Origin of the sequence: Paenibacillus sp. FSL R5-0749, from assembly GCF_038595085.1 — a bacterium.
Classification (GTDB): Bacteria; Bacillota; Bacilli; order Paenibacillales; family Paenibacillaceae; genus Paenibacillus.
This window is the reverse complement of record NZ_CP152005.1, coordinates 507,470-527,696: the sequence shown is the minus strand read 5'-3', so window position 1 is coordinate 527,696 and position 20,227 is coordinate 507,470. Positions and strand designations below refer to the sequence as shown.

Annotated in this window: 15 protein-coding genes and 1 riboswitch; of the genes, 1 reads left to right on the top strand and 14 read right to left on the bottom strand. The window is 47.3% G+C overall.

Translation table 11 applies throughout. From position 1 onward, the window contains the following. Nucleotides 1–79: 79 nt before the first annotated feature. Nucleotides 80–1,591 (bottom strand): HAMP domain-containing sensor histidine kinase, encoded by a 1,512-nt coding sequence (locus tag MKY85_RS02500; RefSeq protein ID WP_342571695.1) that lies wholly within the window; start codon nucleotides 1,589–1,591, stop codon nucleotides 80–82. Between the two features lie 56 nt (nucleotides 1,592–1,647). After that, nucleotides 1,648–2,331, bottom strand: a complete 684-nt coding sequence (locus tag MKY85_RS02495) for a response regulator transcription factor (protein WP_253429484.1) — start codon at nucleotides 2,329–2,331, stop codon at nucleotides 1,648–1,650. Between the two features lie 243 nt (nucleotides 2,332–2,574). Between MKY85_RS02495 and MKY85_RS02490 the strand changes: the two genes are divergently transcribed. Beyond that, nucleotides 2,575–4,335 carry an alpha-glycosidase gene (locus tag MKY85_RS02490; RefSeq protein WP_342571694.1) on the top strand — a complete coding sequence of 587 codons (1,761 nt, stop codon included), beginning with the start codon at nucleotides 2,575–2,577 and terminating at the stop codon, nucleotides 4,333–4,335. 173 nt (nucleotides 4,336–4,508) lie between these two features. Here MKY85_RS02490 and sdaAA read toward each other — a convergent pair whose 3' ends face one another. From sdaAA to MKY85_RS02430, 12 genes are all read right to left on the bottom strand, one after another. Further along, nucleotides 4,509–5,486, bottom strand: coding sequence for an L-serine ammonia-lyase, iron-sulfur-dependent, subunit alpha (sdaAA, locus tag MKY85_RS02485; RefSeq protein ID WP_339239269.1), 978 nt, complete (start codon nucleotides 5,484–5,486; stop codon nucleotides 4,509–4,511). Next, the gene (gene sdaAB, locus MKY85_RS02480) at nucleotides 5,476–6,165 is read right to left on the bottom strand and encodes an L-serine ammonia-lyase, iron-sulfur-dependent subunit beta (RefSeq protein WP_253429474.1); all 690 of its coding nucleotides are present in this window, start codon (nucleotides 6,163–6,165) and stop codon (nucleotides 5,476–5,478) included. The genes sdaAA and sdaAB overlap by 11 nt, the downstream gene beginning before the upstream one ends. A 62-nt stretch (nucleotides 6,166–6,227) precedes the next feature. After that, entirely contained in the window at nucleotides 6,228–6,422 is a 195-nt protein-coding gene (locus MKY85_RS02475) for a hypothetical protein (RefSeq protein WP_339258552.1), read from the bottom strand. Further along, nucleotides 6,417–6,539: riboswitch (glycine riboswitch) on the bottom strand. Its footprint overlaps the gene before it by 6 nt. A gap of 353 nt (nucleotides 6,540–6,892) precedes the next feature. Next, complete coding sequence (locus MKY85_RS02470; protein ID WP_342571693.1) at nucleotides 6,893–7,924, bottom strand: phosphotransferase; 1,032 nt, start codon at nucleotides 7,922–7,924, stop codon at nucleotides 6,893–6,895. Nucleotides 7,925–8,109: 185 nt separating this feature from the next. Continuing rightward, complete coding sequence (gene pstB, locus MKY85_RS02465; RefSeq protein WP_339239266.1) at nucleotides 8,110–8,865, bottom strand: phosphate ABC transporter ATP-binding protein PstB; 756 nt, start codon at nucleotides 8,863–8,865, stop codon at nucleotides 8,110–8,112. A 12-nt stretch (nucleotides 8,866–8,877) separates the two neighbouring features. After that, nucleotides 8,878–9,765 carry a phosphate ABC transporter permease PstA gene (pstA, locus tag MKY85_RS02460; RefSeq protein ID WP_339242887.1) on the bottom strand — a complete coding sequence of 296 codons (888 nt, stop codon included), beginning with the start codon at nucleotides 9,763–9,765 and terminating at the stop codon, nucleotides 8,878–8,880. A gap of 2 nt (nucleotides 9,766–9,767) precedes the next feature. Further along, nucleotides 9,768–10,676: a phosphate ABC transporter permease subunit PstC gene (pstC, locus tag MKY85_RS02455; protein WP_100528178.1), complete on the bottom strand. Its 909-nt coding sequence runs from the start codon at nucleotides 10,674–10,676 to the stop codon at nucleotides 9,768–9,770. 142 nt (nucleotides 10,677–10,818) lie between these two features. Next, nucleotides 10,819–11,745, bottom strand: coding sequence for a phosphate ABC transporter substrate-binding protein PstS family protein (locus MKY85_RS02450; protein WP_339258548.1), 927 nt, complete (start codon nucleotides 11,743–11,745; stop codon nucleotides 10,819–10,821). A 1,025-nt stretch (nucleotides 11,746–12,770) separates the two neighbouring features. Further along, nucleotides 12,771–14,063 carry an arsenic transporter gene (locus tag MKY85_RS02445; protein WP_342571692.1) on the bottom strand — a complete coding sequence of 431 codons (1,293 nt, stop codon included), beginning with the start codon at nucleotides 14,061–14,063 and terminating at the stop codon, nucleotides 12,771–12,773. Nucleotides 14,064–14,250: 187 nt separating this feature from the next. Beyond that, nucleotides 14,251–16,341 (bottom strand): methyl-accepting chemotaxis protein, encoded by a 2,091-nt coding sequence (locus tag MKY85_RS02440; RefSeq protein ID WP_342571691.1) that lies wholly within the window; start codon nucleotides 16,339–16,341, stop codon nucleotides 14,251–14,253. 173 nt (nucleotides 16,342–16,514) lie between these two features. Next, entirely contained in the window at nucleotides 16,515–17,573 is a 1,059-nt protein-coding gene (locus MKY85_RS02435) for an EAL domain-containing protein (protein WP_339239262.1), read from the bottom strand. A 216-nt stretch (nucleotides 17,574–17,789) separates the two neighbouring features. Continuing rightward, on the bottom strand, nucleotides 17,790–20,039 hold the full coding sequence (locus MKY85_RS02430) for a bifunctional 2',3'-cyclic-nucleotide 2'-phosphodiesterase/3'-nucleotidase (protein ID WP_339239261.1): 2,250 nt from the start codon (nucleotides 20,037–20,039) through the stop codon (nucleotides 17,790–17,792). Nucleotides 20,040–20,227: the final 188 nt, after the last annotated feature.

The following is a 20,227-nucleotide window of genomic DNA, read 5'->3' as shown; positions in this document are numbered from 1 at the left end:
ATCACCTCGGAACTATCGTAACCTTCCAAGGTTAAAGCCAAGGTGGTCTCCAGTTTAAGTTTAGTTTAAAAAAGAGATCTTAAGGGTTCGTTGTGTCCTTACTTCCCTTACCACTGTAGATGTATGTCCGAACGCCCGTATCGGAACTGTCTACCCGCTTGCGCAGTCCCATCTCACGAATTAACAGGTCTACAATGGATAAACCCAGACCTGTGCCTTTGGTGTCGGAATCCTGCTGCATTCCCGGACCGAGATCCTGAATAACGATAGCCGTCTCCCCCTGAATCTCCCGGGTTGAGATGCCAATATATTTCCCGCTGGCGGCATGGCGGATCACGTTCTGGAACAGATTATCCAGAATACGGCGCATGCCTTGTTCATCCATATGCCAGATCAACGGTTCATCCGGCAGATCAATATCAATTTCGAATTGCTCTTTCTCCCAGACCGGATACCAGGCCGCTGCCGTTTCTCTGACAATCCGCAGCATATCTTTCTCTTCCAGCTTCAGCGTATATTTACCGCTCGTGAGCAAATTATAGGATAACATGTTGTCAATGAGCCCGCCGAGATCCTCCATCTTCGCTTCCATGCGATGTAATGAACGGTCACCTTGCTCGCTTAGCGCTTCCTTATGCAAAGCATGCATATGTCCACGAATCACCGTTAGCGGGGTGCGTAGATCGTGGGAAAGCCCCGCAATCAGACGTTTGCGCAATTGTTCTTCCTCACGCTCACGCTGGCGGCTATCGGACAGTTGATGCACCATCTGGTTAAATGATTCCTCCAGTTGACCGATCTCATCTGACCGGCGGATATCAACCGGAAGCGGAATGCCCTCCTTGCCCGGGGTCATCATCGCCGTCTGTAAGCGAATAAGTCGTTTGCGAATGCGCGCGAAGAAGAGAATCGACATGATGATGAAAATCATGAAGATGATCGTCATCACAATGCCAAGATACAGGAGCTCCATCGGCCAGTTACTCTGTGTCGTTTGCAGAAGTGATCGCGGCACTTCTATGATCATGAAGCCCTGTCCCTTGTCCTTTTCACCTCCACCGATGTATGTAACTACGGTTAGCGGATCTCGATAGGAAGCTTCTTTCATGAATTGAACCGTGTTGCTCACATTCCATATGGCCGGAATTCGAGTCTCTGCCGTTTTCCCGGAATCCAGTGACCATCTCAATGTCGTGTCTGTCCCGCCATCCGGCGATGTGGAATTCAGAAGCGTTACATCTTCACCACCGAGAATAAAGAGGGTCTCACCGCTCGCATTCACACGATACATGGAAGACTTGGGGTACGATGCATGTAATTGCTCCAAACGGGCCTTAATCTCCTCATCTGAAGCACCATTCAGGTTCACCGCTTCACGCGACCATAGGTTACTGATCCGGGTAACATCACCGTACGGTGCCGCTTGATTCGTATTTGTGTTGTTCACTACGACAACATATATGATGGATATGATCGGCAGAACGACGGGCACGAATAATACGGCCGCCAGAATCAGGATGATATATCTGGACATCAAGGACCGCCCAAAGCGTAGCTTGCCCTGCCTGGTTTGCTTATGCTTAGGAACCATGCGCGGTTCTCCTTTGCGTTCTCCATTCATCGTCTTCCGTGCTCTGAACCGTCGGATCATGGCTTCTTCACACGATATCCCACACCGCGGACCGTCTGAATAACGACTGGATTGGCCGGGTCAAGCTCCAGCTTCTCGCGAAGATGTCGAATATGTACCATTAAAGTCTTGTCCCCATCCAGATAAGGCTCGTTCCAGACGGCTTCATAGATCTGCTCTTTGGTTCGAATCATGCCCATATGTCGTAGCAGGTAAGCGAAGATGTGGAACTGTTTCCCCGATAAAACAATTTCATCCCCCGTCTCCTCATTGACGATGCGGTTGTCCTTCTCATAGATGGAGAGATGATCCAGCTTCAGAGCTGTATCCGATGAGACCGCAGTTCCCGCCTTACGCAGTTGGACCTCAATCCGGGCAGCCAGTTCATCGGGGTGAAATGGTTTCGTTACATAGTCATCGGCAAAATCGAGACCGTGCAACTTGTCGTCAATGGACGTTCTCGCCGAGAGCATGACAATGGGCACGGCTGGATGTTCTTTTTTCAGTCGCTGGCCCACCGTAAATCCATCCAGCCCGGGCAGCATGACATCCAGAATAATGAGTGAGCAACCAACAGCAGCCTCCGCTGCACCTTCACCACTGCCGAGCCATACCACCTCATAACCACGCTCCTCCAGATCGGCTCTGACCCAAGTTGCAATCTCCGTATCATCTTCAATGTATAACAGTTTGGTTTTCATTCGAATATTCGTTTCCTTTCCGCCCCCATTGGGTTAATGATATATCTGAGCATCATCATAAAAAAGCTATCTATAACAGATGGATTCAAATCTTGTTATCTTGTTATCTTGTTGAAGCCATGTTGAATTCCTTTACGTTACCACACATTCTAATTATAGCTTATCCATTAACGTGGGGAATGTTATATCAATCAAATCGACCAAGTACATATTATACCTACACCTGACGGGAGGAATTTCATTATGCTGCTGGAAGCCATCTATCATCAACCGAAACGCAATTGGGCCTATGCCTATGACCAAGACACAATTCATCTGCGCCTGCGCGCCAAAAAGAATGATCTGACTGAGGTACATGCCCTGACTGGAGACAAATATGCATGGGATGCAACCAAAGCGCTGGTTCCTTTAACAAAGTTCACCTCTGACTCGATGTTCGATTACTTCGAGGGCGAGGTGAAACCTCCCTACCACCGACTAAAATACTCTTTTCTTCTCAAAAGTGGAGATGAACAGATCTGGATGACCGAGACGGACTTCCAGGAAGAAGAACCGGACGATCCGGGTCGTATGTTCCAGTTCCCTTATATTCATGCAGGAGCTGTATTCACACCCCCTGCATGGGTTAAGGATGCCGTGTTCTATCAGATTTTCCCTGAACGATTCGCGAACGGCAACCCGGATATTAGTCCGGAAAAGGTGGAACCGTGGGGTGGCGAGCCGACACCTTTCAATTTCTTCGGCGGTGACCTTCAGGGTGTGATCGACCATCTGGATTACATCAGTGATCTGGGCATTAATGCGATCTACTTCACACCCATCTTTGAAGCTACCACCAATCACAAATACGATACCGAAGACTACCTGCGGGTAGACCGGCATTTTGGTGACGCAGATACCGTGAAGCGACTGGTCGAGCTGTGCCACGCACGTGGAATTCGCGTCTTGCTGGATGCTGTGTTCAACCATTCCGGGAAGACGTTTGCCCCGTTTGTGGATGTGCAGAAGAACGGAGAACAATCCAAATACAAGGACTGGTTCCATGTACATGAATTCCCGCTGGACGTGAAAGACGGCATTCCTACGTATGAGACTTTCGGATTCGAAGCGCACATGCCTAAGTTGAATACGGAGAATCCCGAGGTTAAGGCCTATCTGCTGGAGGTTGCCGAGTACTGGATTAAGGAAGTGGGTGCAGACGGATGGCGACTGGATGTTGCCGACGAAGTGGATGATGCCTTCTGGCGTGATTTCCGCCGTGTGGTCAAAGCCGCTAATCCGGATGCCTACATTCTGGGCGAAGTATGGAACGAGTCTTCTTCCTGGCTACAAGGCGACCAGTTCGATGCGTCCATGAACTATCCGTTTACCGATGCCGTGAATGCTTTCTTTGTAAAAAATACAATGCATGCCGAACAGTTCGCGAACTCCATCGGTCGGCAATTATCCCGTTATCCGCTTCAAGCCAGCGAAGTTGCATTCAACCTGCTGGACAGTCACGATACCCCGCGGCTGCTCACGCTATGTGAAGGCGACCAGCGCAAGATGAAGCTAGCTGCGTTATTCCAGTTCAGTTACATGGGCGCGCCGTGCATCTATTACGGAGACGAGATTGGCATGGACGGTGACCATGATCCGGGCTGCCGTAAATGCATGGAATGGGATGAAGCGAAGCAGGACCGTGAGCTGCTCGACTTTTATCAGAAACTGATCTCCCTGCGTCATGCTCATCCTGCCCTGCGTGCAGAAGGCACCGTTCGTTTCCTGCAGGCTCGCTCGGATGGCAGCCAATTGGTATTCGAACGGCAGAATGAAGAGGAACGCATTCTGGTTCTGTTCAATCGCTCGGAAGAGACGGCTATTGTCGAGCTGGAGGCGGGTGACGAGGAATGGACCGAGCTATTCGGTGGAAACCATCGTACCGCCAAGGATGATGGCGTGTTTGCCATTGAATTGCCCGCGTATGGATATGCCGTACTGAGTACGGCTGTAAGCCAGGACTAGATTCATAATACAAATATATCTGAAGTCACTTATAAGTAGCCTAGCTTCACATCATTTGGCGGCATTAAACAAGCGTCCTGCAGAACCCGAATTCGGGTTCGCGGACGCTTGTTTTTATATCGCCGTTATACATCATCATGTCACTGGTTATTCCTCGGTGACCCCCGTTCAGATTAAACCTGAGGATCCGTTTCCGCTTGAACAGTATCCGTCCCACTTGTAGTTGTGTCAGCATCCGCTGGCTTCGACTCCGTCTCAGGCTCTGCACGCTTGGCCTTCGGTTTAGCCAGCTTCTGCATCATTTTGCGACCCGTTGGTGTCTGAGCCAACCCACCTTGGGCTGTCTCCCGGTGGCGGCTCGGCATCGCACTGCCTACTTCCAGCATCACGTCGATGACTTCATCTGACGGAATAGCACTACGCACTCCGGCCAATGCCATGTCGGCCGCAGCCAGCGCCGTAACGGCACCCAGTCCGTTACGTACGATGCATGGAATTTCAACGAGACCTGCGACCGGATCGCAGATCAGGCCCAGTGTATTTTTTAACGCTAGACCAACGGCATGAACGACCTGTTCCGGTGTACCTCCACGCAGTTCAACCATGGCACCCGCAGCCATGCCGATCGCGGAACCCACTTCTGCCTGACAGCCACCTTCTGCACCAGAGATAAATGAATTGTTGGCAATAACATAACCAATCGCTCCCGCGCAGAACAACCCATTCACCAAATGTTCGTCCGTCCAGCCAAATCGCTCCTGTGAGCTGATAAAAACACCAGGGATGATGCCGCAGGAACCGGCTGTAGGTGTTGCCACAATCCGGCCCATAGAGGCATTCACTTCAGATACACACAGGGCATACGCCATGGCAAGTGCGGAAGCATCTCCTGAGCAAGTCTCACCTTTGCGAATGTACTCGGCCATTTTTTTACCGTCTCCACCCGTTAATCCACTACGTGATGTGGTATCTTCCGTTAACCCTTTACGCACCGCTTCCTTCATCACCTGATAATATTCAGACATCTGTTTCACAACATCCGCTTCCGGTGTATTGGTCTCCTGAACCTGCTCCTCGATCATCAATTGAGCAATCGTTTTGGATTCCGCTGTACAGATCGTATTCAGTTCATGTAAATGTTTAAATCGCATCCGAATCAACTCCTCTCTTCAAATCGATGACACGAATGTCCAGTACATGATCCAGCTCTTTTAGACGCTTGAGCATATCAGGATTCGGCACGCCGTCCATCTCCATCGCAGTAAGTGCTTCGCCATCACGGGCTTTACGATCCACCTGCATATACCCGATGTTAACCCCAGATGAACTGATCGTGGACGTTACCGAGGCAAGCACCCCTGCCTTGTCTGCATGTCGCAGCACGAGTGTCGGAAACTCACCACTAATCTGGACACGAAAATCATTCATCGCATGCACCGACACACTACCACCACCAATAGAAGCACCGATTAAGGAACATGTACGCCCTTCATGCCACAACTCAATTTTGACCGTATTGGGATGAGGAGCAGGCAGACCGCTTGTATAAAACTCAACCTCCATACCCGCTTCCTCTGCGTATTGCTCCGCATCTGGGATGCGCGGATCGTCTGTAACATAATCCAGCAGACCGCCGATCAGTGCCAGATCTGTTCCGTGGCCCTGATACGTATCAGCAAATGAACCGTAGAGCGTCAGCCGGGCACGTTCAGGCGTACAACCTAGCCACTGACGCGCAATTCTTCCCAGTCTTGCTGCTCCAGCTGTATGTGAACTTGAAGGCCCCGTCATCGACGGACCAATAATTGAGAAAACATCTTTAAATCGCACCTCATAACCCTCCAATTGTATTCGTCATTTCCATCCAGATCCCATGCCATAATGTTCCTTTATTACTGAATGATGACATCAAAAAAGGACAGAAGAAGGCCACAGGCCCTCTCTCTGTCCTCGATACCTGAGAGTTTCACGATCAGCAGTGTCTCACGACAAGGTGCATGCCCTGCAATTGCAGACAAGTCACCAGACTGACTGATCATATACCCCTTGGGTGGCGCAGTTCGCGCACTCTCCAGAGTTGCGTCCAACGATGGTACATTTACCTGAGAGATTAACCACTGGGCCGGGTGCGCAGCAGCTTGCTCCTTCGGTGCCTGAACACTAGCCATTGCTCGGCTAACTCAGGTCTCTCCCGCTCGTTATCATCCGCTGTATGGAACCATTCTGAGCGTATGTCAGAACAGTAATGGAAATCGTTCATTCTTCTTCATTAAGATTAATCGACCGGAAGATCAGTGTCAACAAACTTAACGATTTCTTTGGATGTATTTCCTTCATTTTCGATTGATTCGATGAAAACCAGAATATTTTGTCAGCTTTCATCACATTAATTCGGTAAAATAAACTTTTTAAACAGATTATTTCATTTCCCTTCAATTCATAAAGCGCTTACTACTATTTATGATATTATCCACGAAACTGTTCGGGTATTCAGGCAACCATAATTTTTGCACTACCTGTTCATAGCCCTTCCGGATCTGCACATCTGAATTATAATTCACAGTTCGTAGAAGATACTCTCGTTCTGTACATAAGGTCTGCAATACTTGCTGCATAACTTCGGCATGCGATCTTTCATCCATTCGTGCCTAGACTCGTTCGCCATCTGAAAAGCATAATAACCAAGTGTAAAGATCAGCATGAACCCTTCCATTAAACGGATATCTCGATTCGTCAGTGGTGCGATCTGTTTGGTGTATCCAGATAAGAATATGTCACGTTCCTCCCGACTGAACATAAGCGCTGCCCCTCCGGCATCGAAAAGATAATAACCATAACCGTGTAGACAAAAATCAATCATGGACATCCCCTGATCCGTGATCAGCAGATTATTGCGAGTAATATCTCCATGAATAACGCCCCAGGTCTTTTCATGGAGAGGGTACGCTCCTAACTGCTCGTTAATGTTCTCAAACGTCTCCCGAAGCAGATCGAAGTCTTCCGTTGTAAAAATTCCCAATCGAACTCCCTCTTCCAGCTGCCCTAGCATGACCAAATTCTCATGGACATTACCATATGCCGGGCGTACCTTAGTTCGATCTGTCTGATTCTGCACACGTCCATATTGATGAAGCATCTGCAGCTGAGCACCAAGATCATATATCTGCTCTGTTGTCAGGCGTTCTCCCTGTTGGATGTCCCTGCCCTCAATCCATTCCAGTACTGTACAGCAGATTTCTTTACCTTCTTCACTTGTCCATAACGTGACCCAATCTCCCGATACATTGCGTACCGGATGTTGGACGCGTAATGCTGTTGTTGCATTTAACTCATGAAGCAGGTCCATCTCTGCCTCCAATGCAGAAGGCGTGTGCTGAATGCCTGACATACTTGCATATGCTGCTTGATGGATACGGAGCAGATACTCCTGCCCGCTTGCTTCATCAACGACATGATACGTCAGATTCTCGTTATGACGAATATAGGAAACGACAGGTTTTTCAATCGCGTAATTCTGTATGACCTGTGCTGCCACATGGTCGTAAGACCTCTGATCCGTAGTGATTATCAACATCTCCTTTAAATTCATGTAAACGCTATCTTTGTACTAAATATCGTAGCATAATGTTGATCCTGCATACAGAAAACCCCACTGTAATTATAAAATAAAAAGCACAACCCCCGAACAAACGTCCAGGCATTGTGCTTCTGTCTCTATTTATTTCTTCATCTCTCTGTCTGTTGCTCTATGTGACACTCCACTCCATGATCCAATTATCCGAAACGCCCCATAATGTATTCTTGCGTCAGACGATTGTCCGGGTTCGTGAAAATATGCTCTGTATCCCCGTGCTCAATCATGCTGCCCAGATAGAAGTAAGCTGTATAATCCGAAATACGTGCTGCCTGCTGCATGTTATGGGTAACAATAACAATCCGCAGCTCCTTCTTGAGCTCGGTAATCAATTCTTCAACTTTACCCGTGGATACCGGGTCTAGTGCAGATGCAGGCTCATCGAGTAGCAGAATCTGCGGATCAACAGACAGGGCGCGGGCGATACATAACCGCTGCTGTTGTCCACCTGAGAGAGACAAGGCTGATTCATTCAGCCTGTCTTTCACTTCGTCCCAAAGCGCAGCACGACGCAAGCTTTTTTCCACAATCTCATCCAGTGCCTTCTTACTCTTCGTACCACGGTAGCGGGGGCCAAACGCGATATTGTTGTAGATGGACTTATGAAAAGGATTCGGCTTCTGCCACACCATGCCAATCTTCTGGCGAAGCTTGATTACATCGGTTCCAGGCTCATTCAGATCGTTACCGTCCATCCAGATATGTCCCTCTGTGCGGGAACCGGCGATCTCGTCGTTCATTCGGTTAAGCGACCGCAGGAACGTAGATTTACCACACCCAGACGGCCCGATGAGCGCCGTTACGCTCGATTCCGGAAACGTCAGACTGATCTGCTTGACCGCCTGAAAATGTCCATAATATATGCTTAACTGTTCCGTACCAAAAGGTATGGCCATGTTGGTTCCTCCTTATTTCGAAGCTGTCATGCGGCGGAATACAACCCGACCGATCCAGCGCGCACTTAGATTGAACGCCAGCACGAGAATGACAAGCACGGCGGATGCCCCTGCTGCCACCTCTTTGGAATCTGGTCCAATGCCTTCACTGTTCACTTTCCAGATATGGACAGCAAGTGTCTCTGCCGGACGGAACGGATTAAGCGGTGATCTCGGACTCGTCGGATTCCAATCTGTAAAGTCCAATGGCGGACTACTCATACCTGCGGTGAACATCAATGCTGCCGCCTCACCGAAGATCCGGCCCGATGCCAGAATCGTACCCGTAATCAAGCTCGGCAATGCCACAGGCAGCAGAATGGAAGTGATAATCTTCCACTTGGATAGTCCAAGTGCCAGACCTGCTTCCTTCTGTTCCTTCGGAACGGCCCGGAAGGCCTGCTCCGTTGTCCGCACCATCAGTGGCAAGTTAAAGATCGCCAGAGCCAGGGCACCCGAGATCAGGGAGAAACCAAGACCAAATTGATTGACTAGCAACAAGAGACCAAACAAACCGATAACGATGGAAGGGAATGATGACAACACTTCAACGACAAGACGAATGAAGCTGGTGATCTTGCCTGGCTTGGCGTATTCCGCCATGTAAATCCCACCACCCCATCCGAGTGGAATGGTCACAATCAACGTCAGAATCAACAGGAATACGGAGTTAAAGAGCTGTGGACCAATCCCCCCGCCACCTTTAAGCAACTGGGGTGCGCTCGTCAGGAAGTTCCAGCTAATATGTCCAATGCCTCTATACATGATGAAGCCAAGCAGACCGAGCAATATAATAACAATGAACAGGGCCAATACAACGATAACGGATGTTGCAATTTTATCTACCGTCTTTGCCTTCATTTTCATACCCGGTTCCTCCTTTCAAGCAGGCGAACCAGAATGACGAAGACAAATGTCATCACCAGCAGGACAAGCGCCATACTCCACAGTGCATTGTTATGAACAGAACCCATCGTGGTGTTACCCATGCTGAGTGTAATTACACTTGTTAATGTTGAAGCCGATTCAAGCAAGGATGTTGGAACATGCGGTGCATTACCGATAACCATCTGCACAGCAAGGGCCTCACCAAAAGCACGGGCCATACCCAATACGACACCTGTCAACAAAGCTGGCAAAGTCGTTGGAATGATGACACGGTAGATGGTTTGCCAGCGAGTGGCACCCAGTGCGTACGAGGATTCACGCAATCCTTTAGGCAACGCGGACAAAGCGTCTGCCATAATGCTTGTTACCGTAGGAAGAATCATTACCGCGAGAACAAGACATCCGGCTGCAATCCCGACGCCTGTTCCACCAAAGATACTGCGCAGCAAAGGTACGATGACACTCAGACCGATAAATCCATACACAACGGACGGAATTCCGGACAAGAGCTCAATCGCAGGTTGCAATATCTTTTTCCCTTTACCGGGTACAATCTCTGTCATGAAGAGTGCTGCACACAGACCAAGTGGACTAGCAATCAATGCTGCAAGCAAGGTTGTAATGAAAGAACCTGTAATGAACGGCAATGCCCCGTAGAACGCAGGTTCTCCAGTTGGATTCCACGTCTTTCCACCAAGGAATTCGCTTATGCTTATTCCATTTTGGAAAAATGTGGACAGTCCCTTGGACGCTACAAAATAAACAATGGAAAACATGACAACGATCAGGAAAACGACACAAATCGACGTATAGATCCGTCCCGTCCACTCTTCCCAATAATGTTTTTCTTTTAAGGGCCGGCGCGGTTTCAACTTGTTATTCATTACCGTTCCCCCTTCGGTCTGTTCCATAACAACCATCCTTCTATAGTAGAATTAATGCAAAATATGGGATTATTTCAGAGCAAACCGCGTAAAGAGGCGGGACCTAAGTCCGCCTCTTTCGCTGTATGCGCAAGTTCAAAGATTATTGAACCACATTACCTGCTGCATCGCGTTTTACTTTCATGCCTGACATTGGAATGTATCCAAGTTCTGTCACGTCGTTTTGTTGAATTTCGTCACTCAAGATATAGTCCAGGAACGCTTTTGTTGCCGCATCCGGCTCACCTTTGGTGTACATGTGCTCGTAAGCCCACACTGGATAAGTTCCTGCTTCTACGTTCTCAACTGTTGCTTCTACACCTTCGTATTTCAACACTTGCAAGCTGTCATCCAAGTAAGACAGGGCAAGGTAACCAATAGCACCTGGTGTTTCAGCTACCAATTTTTTTACGTTACCAGAAGAATCTTCTTGAATCGAACCTTGGATATCATCCATTTTTGCACCCAATGCATACTTCTCGAACGTTGCACGCGTACCGGAACTACTTGGACGGTTTACAATAACAATTGCTTTATCCGCGCCACCAACGTCTTTCCAGTTCGTCACTTTACCGGAGAAAATGTCGACCAGTTGTTGCTTCGTCAAATCTTCTACACCTGCATCTTTGTTGCTAACTGGAGCCATAGCTACTACGGCTACTTGATGGTCAACCAGTTCTTTTACTTTGGCTTCGTCCTCCAGCTTCTCTTCTGCGAATACATCAGAGTTACCGATTGTAGCTTGTCCGTCAGATACTTGTGTCAAACCAGTACCACTACCGCCACCTTGAACTTGAACCGTTACGTTTTTATATTCATCAACTGCCATAAATTTCTGTCCAGCTTGTTCTACCAGAGGTAACAATGCTGTCGATCCGACTGCCAGAATGTTACCGCTAAGCTCAGCAGTAGCTTCCCCTGAACCATTGCTTGCAGCACCCTCTGTACCCGCGTCATTTTTCGATCCGCATGCAGCGAGCACCAGTACGAACGTTAAGGTCATCAAAATAAACGGCAACTTTTTAAACATGTTTTGTTTTCCTCCCCCAATGTAGTGATGGCGTTTTGTGAATTTGTTTGTTCACCATCAACTCTTTAATCATTGTAGTTTCGGTATGTCATCTTAAAATCAGTGTTTTGTAAACGCAATGTTAAAAATATCGGCTGTATATTGAAAATCATTTGAGACAAATTTGCGCTGAAGCGGGCGCTTCGGTAACGGACGTTGTTTCAATCCGTATTATGTCCAGATTCACAAGAAAGAAATTTACTTATAGATATATAAAGTAGCTGATACCATGAGTGGCCGTTCCGGTTACGGATCGTTCTTCTGATCGCTGTTGTCTCCAAATTTCTCTGATCAACAATTTGATTGTTGAAATTTGGAGACAAAGGCGAACGCTTCGCTTCTTCAGAATCGATTCCGTCCCCTCCACTACGCTCGTGGTTTTATCTGCACATTAAGATTCAAGGAACATATCATTCTTTTCTTACAGGCAAAAACGCAATACAATCGTTCCGTTCCCTGCGCTGTGTCAGCGCTCGTTGTATCTCAGGCATATCAATGATCTGCCTGGCTAGTATGCAAAAAAGAGGATGTCCCATACGTCATGAATATGACGGGGGGACATCCTCATTTCGTGTTATTGTAATGAACCTGACACACGCTATTCGCTCCCATTTGCCCAGATCTAAAAACTAACGAATCTCAGACACGTTATTTCGTCGATTTAGTTGATTTTTTAGGATTTGAAGTCCTTTTATGACGAAATAGCGTTACTGAAGTTCGTTAAATCTCGCAACCGTTGATGATCCGCCTTTTAAGGTGCGGTAGGTTCATTAGCGCTTGGAGCGAAGCAGAATTCCTTTTGAGACAGCCCTTTATGTAATTGGTTAGGTGCATAATAGAAATAGAGAATTTTCATTCCTTCTATAGAAGAAACAGAAGAGGAACAAAAAAACTGCCTCGCTGCCAGTGCGTAGCACCAGCTGGAGAGCAGCCTTTTACAATACATTGAATGATTATTAGATGTTCCTATTGTAAAACTACTTTTTCTAACCCAGAATCCATAACCACAATGCCAGACCTGCTAGGGTAATGAACAAGGTTGGAATGGTCAGGATGATACCTGCTTTGAAATAATACCTCCATGTGATCTTCACACCTTTACGGGATAACACATGCAGCCATAGCAATGTGGCAAGTGAACCAATCGGCGTCATTTTGGGACCTAGATCGGAACCAATGACATTGGCATAGATGAATGCCTCTTGGATGATCCCTTCGGTGTGCGCACCCTGGATGGCTAGCAGGTTAATCAATACGGTAGGCAAGTTGTTCATCAGCGATGACAATACGGCCGCTATAATGCCCATTCCGAGCGAAGCGGCCAGCAGGCCATGCTCTGCTATGGCATCTAGCCAGCGGCTCAGATGAGCCGTTAATCCTGCATTACGCAGTCCATATACGACGATGTACATACCCACGGAGAACACCACAATCGACCACGGTGCTTCCTTGATGACCCGTTTCAGATCAACTGCCTCGCTCTTGCGTGCCAGTAAAGCGAACAGCAGTGCAACCGAGCCCACAATCACCGACACGGGAATCGGCAGGAACTCACTGGATGCGTAAGCCACCAATAGCAGCCCTAGCATGAACCAGGCAATGCGAAACATCCGTGGATCACGTATTGCCTCTTTCGGGTCGCGAGCCGCAGAGATGTCATAGCGAAGGGGGATGCTTTTGCGATAGAACAAAAATAACATTCCCGTACTCGCTACAATCGAGATCAGATTCGGCACGGCCATGCGTACCGCATACTCCACAAAGGTAATACCAAAGAAATCGGCAGACACAATGTTAACCAAATTGCTGACGACCAGCGGCAACGATGTGGTATCTGCGATAAATCCACTCGCCATTACAAAAGCCAGTACCATCCGCTCATCAAACTTTAATGCACGCACCATCGCCAGCACAATTGGTGTCAGGATGAGCGCTGCACCATCATTTGCGAACAGGGCCGACACTGCAGCACCGAGTAAAATGGAGTAGAAGAACAATCTGCGACCGTCTCCTCCAGCGAGTCTAGCCATGTGAAGAGCGGCCCATTCGAAGAAACCCGTCTCGTCGAGAATGAGAGAAATCATAATAATACCGACAAAGGCCAACGTTGCATTCCATACAATGGACGCTACATCCGAGGCATCGTTCAAGCTTACGACTCCACACAGCAAGGCAACCAAAGCCCCACCCGATGCAGTCCAACCAATTCCCAACCCACGAGGTTGCCAGATCACCAAAGTGATTGTCACTACAAAAATCAGTATTGCTACGTATACCATAAAGCCTCCTGCTGTACCCTGTATTCATATATTATTTCGTTTATTCAATCTTATGTTGTTAGATTACACCGCTATATGCTCGGAATAACCAGACGATATATTTATACAGGGCTACAGGAACATTGTCTATCTTTATTTTTCTTCTATTATAAAAATTGTGGTAAATTATGGTTTAAAGTGTTGGGATTTATTCTTTGCCTTTATCTTTCGGCGTATCCTCTACCATCTTGAACATACCAAGCAATCCCTGCAGTTGTTCCGCCATACTGTTCAGATGTGCCGATGAGGATGCAATCTCTTCTACCGATGCCAGTTGTTCTTGCGAAGATGCAGATACGGATTCTGTATTCGCAGCCGATTCCTGGGTCACATTCGAGATATCGCTCATCGCCTTGGCAACGTGGGATGCCCCACTCTCCAGTTGTTTCGTTGTTTCAGACAAGTCATCCAAGGTATGAACCGCCTCTTCCACCGCCTCCCGAATCTGGGCAAAGGATTGTCCAGACGTATTCACGGCCTGAATCCCTTCTCCCACACGCGTCTGAGCCGCATTCATGGCGATTAGAGCGGCATCCATGTCCTGACGGATATTATGAACGACCTCGCCGATCTGCGCTGCCGAACTTCCGGATTCTTCTGCCAATTTGCGAACTTCTCCGGCTACAACAGCAAACCCACGCCCCGAATCACCCGCTCTGGCCGCTTCAATGGAAGCATTCAATGCGAGCAAGTTCGTTTGTTTGGAGATGGATGCAATGACATCCACCATGCTACCAATCTCAACGGAACGGGCATTCAGAGATTGAACCACCGTCCCTAGCTGCTCTACGGTTTCCTGAATGCTGTTCATCTGCTCTACAGCTTGTCCTGCTGCCTCATTACCAGAAGAAGCCGCTCCGGACGTATTCCGCATATTCGCCGTAATGGATTGCACACGCTCCGACATCATCCGAACATCTTCGGCCATTCGGCTCATCTGTCCCGATCCATCTTTCACACTGTTTACCTGCTGCTCAGCACCTTCGGCCAGTTCCTGAATGGCCTGTGTTGAATGTTCAATCGCTTTGGTGGTTTGTTCAGCACTGGCAGACAATTCTTGAGAAGAAGCAGATACTTGCTCTGTCGTTTCCTGTACACCAAGAATCATCATTCGCAGGTTATCGACCATACGTTCAAAATATTTTGCCAGTTCCCCGACTTCATCTTTACGTCCAGTTTCCATTTTCACGGTCAAGTCACCTTTACTTACCGCTCTGGCCGATTCCTGAAGTCGTTTGATTGGACGCAGCATGGAGCGTGTAAACCAGATAATGAAGATGAGCGTAAGGAACGTGGCCGCCAGGATCACTATAAATGTAATCATGCGAATGTCCTTGCTCGCATTGGTTATTTCGTTTTTGAACATCGTGCCGGCAATTTTCCAGCCCGTTGCTTCATTGGTAGCAAAGATCATCATTTTCGGTTGCTCATTGAATACATAATCGAATTGACCTTCTTTACCCTCATACATTTCATCCAGCAAACCACTAGCTTCCTGTGTACCTGCATCTGCTACAGGCGATACGACATAATTTTTGTTTGCATCCAAAATAATGACGTAGCCCTCTTTACCCACCTTAATGGATGCTTGCTCTTGCAGGTCTGTTAGATCCAGAGACAAACCGACAACACCGGATTGGTCCTTTAATGTTTTGGAGATAAATACAACGGCAACGCCATCGGTATTAACAGACACAGCGGATACAACGGCTGTACCCGGCTTTTCCATCGCTAGTTTGTACCACTCCCGCTCCCTAGGATCATATGCATCTCCCCGCGTACTGCTTGCTGTTGCTTTACCCCGAACCATGACTCCTTCCGTTGTTCCCACAAAAATGTTCATGGCATCGGGATGCAAGCCCAGATATTGCTCCAGCTTCAACTGAAGCTCTGGACTATCGTTCTCCCCTTTGACCAAGCTCGGATCAAGGGCATCCGCAAAATAGTTAATGTCATGGATCTTGTAGTTCACTTGGCTTTCTACAATGGTATTGGCCGTACTCACACTTTGCTTGGCACTATCCACTAATTGTCCTTGTACGCCATCTTCAGCCATCGTTAGTGTGATCAAGCCGATCGCCAAGCTTGGCAGGAGCAGAACGGCCAGGAAGGAGACCAATAGTTTGTTCCTTATATTCCAGACGAAACCTTTCTTTTTCTTCTTCTTTTTATTTTGATTATGTTTTGGTTTAGCAGGTTTCGCTGCTTTCATTGGTGTATTATCCTGAGTTTCACTCATGTCTTTATCCCCCTCTAAATGTAAAAATGCCCTCTTTCTTTGTATGTATGAATCAATCTAAAAGGCTTATCTTATATATCGGCTAAATGAGGGGATTTATTTGAGAGAAAAATGTGCAGGCACGCCAAACAAGCCACCTCTGATCAGAAGTGACTTGTACAAGGTACGGATTACTAATTATTCCATGTATTAGATGAAGTATTAGAGTACGGATCGCCTGGAGGTTGTGCCGAGGGTTTACCAAAATAGTAGCCCTGTGCAAGTTCAATACCTATGGAGCGACAGAATTCAAACTCTTCCATCCGTTCGATCCCCTCGGCAAGGACTTGACCTCCAAATCGACTCGACATCTCAACAATATGAAGAATTTGCTGTTGTTTGGTCGAATCCTGATCACAACGATCAATAAGACTTCGATCTATTTTGACAAAATCCGGTTCTAACCGATTCATCAACTCTATTGTTGAATATCCAGCACCCACATCATCCAGTGCAACCGACATTCCACGGGAACGATACACCTCAAATATCTGCTGCAAGATGGGCATATGTTGGATCTGCTCTGTTTCCACGACTTCAAACACAAAATCTTTAGGGTCCAGCGAAAGACGTTCAATCGCTTCAAACGTATGTGTCAGACAATATTCGGGATTATATATGGAGGAAGGCAGGAAATTTACGAAGCGTTTCACACCATGCGGCAAAAAAACAGCACTGGTCTCAATGGCAGTAATTCGCGCCATTCGATCCAGAAAAGAATGTAGTCCAGTCTCGCGTGCGACTTCAAATAATTCATAGGAACTGAAGGATTTTCCATTCTCAGCAGGACGAAGCAAAAACTCGTATCCGATAATCTGCTCCGATGCATCAACGATGGGCTGCATATGACTGCTGAATTCATGCTCCAGAATAATGGAAACAAGCTCCGCATGCCTGAAACGTGACTCCTGCATGCTTAGACTAATCCAGCTTTCTTCATTCGCCTGTTCGTATAAAGGCATAATCTGAACGGTTAGGGAATCACGTAATGTCGAATCCATTTCGCTGATCTTTTCTATTAAGCTCTGAACCGCCTCAAGATTCGAAAAATGCATCCACATCATATCATCCGACGTCTCGATAAGTCTTCCCGGCGTTTGCAGCGCTTCCAGCAAAGCGGGGGAAATGGGACGCAGGTACAAGGTACCTTGGCCCTCTATAGGATAGATTGGACTGCAGCCACTGCAATTCATGTAGGACCCCCTTGCCAATTTATGATTCCATGTCCATTAATGATTACTGTTATATACCCAAAGTTTGTAAATATTATATCATGGGTCTTAAAATTAATCTCTACTGTTTTGATGACTTCGTATATGACGGTTGTTGAAACAAATATATTCAAAATTTGCAGAAAAAAGACCGACAGTCTGATGACTGTCGGTCTCCTCCTCTCCGCTTATTAAACGTTATGAAGCGGGAATCACGATTTTCTGTCCAACTTTCAGGTTATGCACATTTGAGATTTTGTTAGCTGTTGCCAGCTTGCGCCAGTCCACACCATATTTCAAACCGATGCGGTACAGGTTATCCCCTTTTTTCACCACGTATACAACCTTGTTGCTAGTTGCCGGTTTCTCAGGTTGTGGCTTAGGCGTTGGTGTTGGAGTTGGTTTAGGCGTCGGTGCTGGCTCCGTACCTGTTTCAGGTGTTGTCGTTGCTTCACCTGTCAGTTTCAAGCCATACTCTGCAAAACCTTCTTTGTTCGTACCGATGAACGACATCGCCGGATTCGCTTCAACCAGGCCTTTCGCATCCGGGGAAGAAGCAAACACAACTTCAAGATCGTTCAACGCCGCTGCAGTTACACCCGCAGATGGTTTGATTGGTGCCAGGGACCAGTTACCGTCCGCTGCCGGATTAATCGTTTTGTTTTCACGGATGTAGTCGATAATCACTTGACGGTTCTCATCCGGTGCAGCCAGAACGATCCGTTTGCCGTCCGGGTTAGCCAGTTTGGATGAAGAAGCACGGTAGTTATTTGTCGCTACAATGAATTTTTGCGCTGGGTCAACCGGTTTGCCGTTAAAGCTCAGGTCCTTAATCCGGCTTGCAGATGCATTAACGATCGCAGCTTTGCCATCGTATTTGGCTGGTTGGGTCACATCAATCTGATACGTTACCCCATCGATAACATCGAAGTTGTAAGTTGGGAAGTCATTATTGATCAGTTGCTGTTGTCCACCTTTAGCCGGGTCGATCTGGTTGAACTGGCCTGCAGACCATTCCAGCCATTCTTTCAGTTCTGCGCCGTTAACCATTACAGCATGTACCGTATTTGGATACACGTACAGGTCAGCAACGTTTTTGATCGCAATGGTGCCTTTAGGAATATTCGTGTAATATGAAGCGCCTGAACGTCCACCGGCCTTGAATGGAGCACCTGCAGACAATACAGGAATTTTCTCATACTCCGTACCTTGCATATGTTTTTCGACATACCATTTCTGTGCATTCGTTACGATCTGAATGGATGGGTCATCCTGAACCAGAGCGAAGAAGCTGTTGATCGGTGCTGTCGTTTCGCCTACTGGACCACGAACATACTCCAATGTACCTTCATGCTCTTCATGAACCGCATCAATGATGTCTTTATCCGCATCTACCAGTGGCTTTTTGTTCTCAGTGTCATAGATCGGGCGTGCTTCCGTTTTGGAATCCACCACTTTCCATTTGCCATCTACCAGCTCCAGATCCAGATCGATAATACCCAGATGATCACCCCAGAAACCTGGCTCAACAGCAGGAACGCCATTGATTGTGCCTTTCTCAAGGTCTACCCCTTTTTTGCCGGCAAAATCAGCACTTGGGAATACTTTGTGAGCATGTCCAAACAGAATGGCATTAATGCCTTCTACCTGACTCAGGTACAGTACGGAGTTCTCCATCAGGTCCGTTTGAGGGATATCCTCAAATCCGGAGTGAGGAATAGCTACAATAATGTCCGCACCTTCGGCCTTCATTTTTGGAATGAATTTTTTAGCGGTAGCAATAATATCCTTGGCGATGACTTTACCTTCAAGGTTAGCACTGTCCCACTGCATGACTTGTGGCGGTACAAATCCGATCACACCCACTTTGATCGTATGTTCCTTGCCAGTCTCGTCCGTTACTTTTTTATCCAAAATCTCATACGGTGTGAAGTAATTCTTGTCATTCGTCTCATCATCATCACCATCGTCTACATAGACATTGGCATTAATGTAAGGGAAGTTCGCTCCCTCCAGCGTCATGTCCAGGAAGTCCAGACCATAGTTGAACTCATGGTTACCGATGTTACCTGCATCATAATCGAGCAGATTCATCGCTTTATATACAGGGTGAGTCTCACCCTTTTTCAGTGGATCAATCTTCGCCACATAGTCTCCCAGCGGGTTACCCTGAATCAGATCACCATTGTCGAACAGCAAGCTGTTCTTGGCTTCATCACGCGCTTTCTTGATCAGTGTAGCTGTTTTGGCAAGTCCATACTGGTCTGTCTCTTTGTCGGAATAGTAGTCGTAGTTAATCAGATTGTCATGAATGTCTGTTGTCTCCATGATCCGCAGTTTAACTTTGGCAGCATCCGCAGCCGATACAGGTACCGGAAACACCGCAAGCACGTTTAATGCAACCAAAGCGGCAGTCAGGCTTGATAATACTTTTTTACTCGTTTTCAAAATAACCCCTCCCGGTTATGTACATTGAATCATGCATTATTGGGCAAACGAAGAGCGCAGAAAAAAGATAGATTTCATGGGTTGTGCGTACTGACGCTCTGATGACATGCATCCGAATTTCAGGTAAGTTTATCTCACATGAACATCTATTTATGTCTGTGCTTGTCGTTTACATTCCAAATCATAAC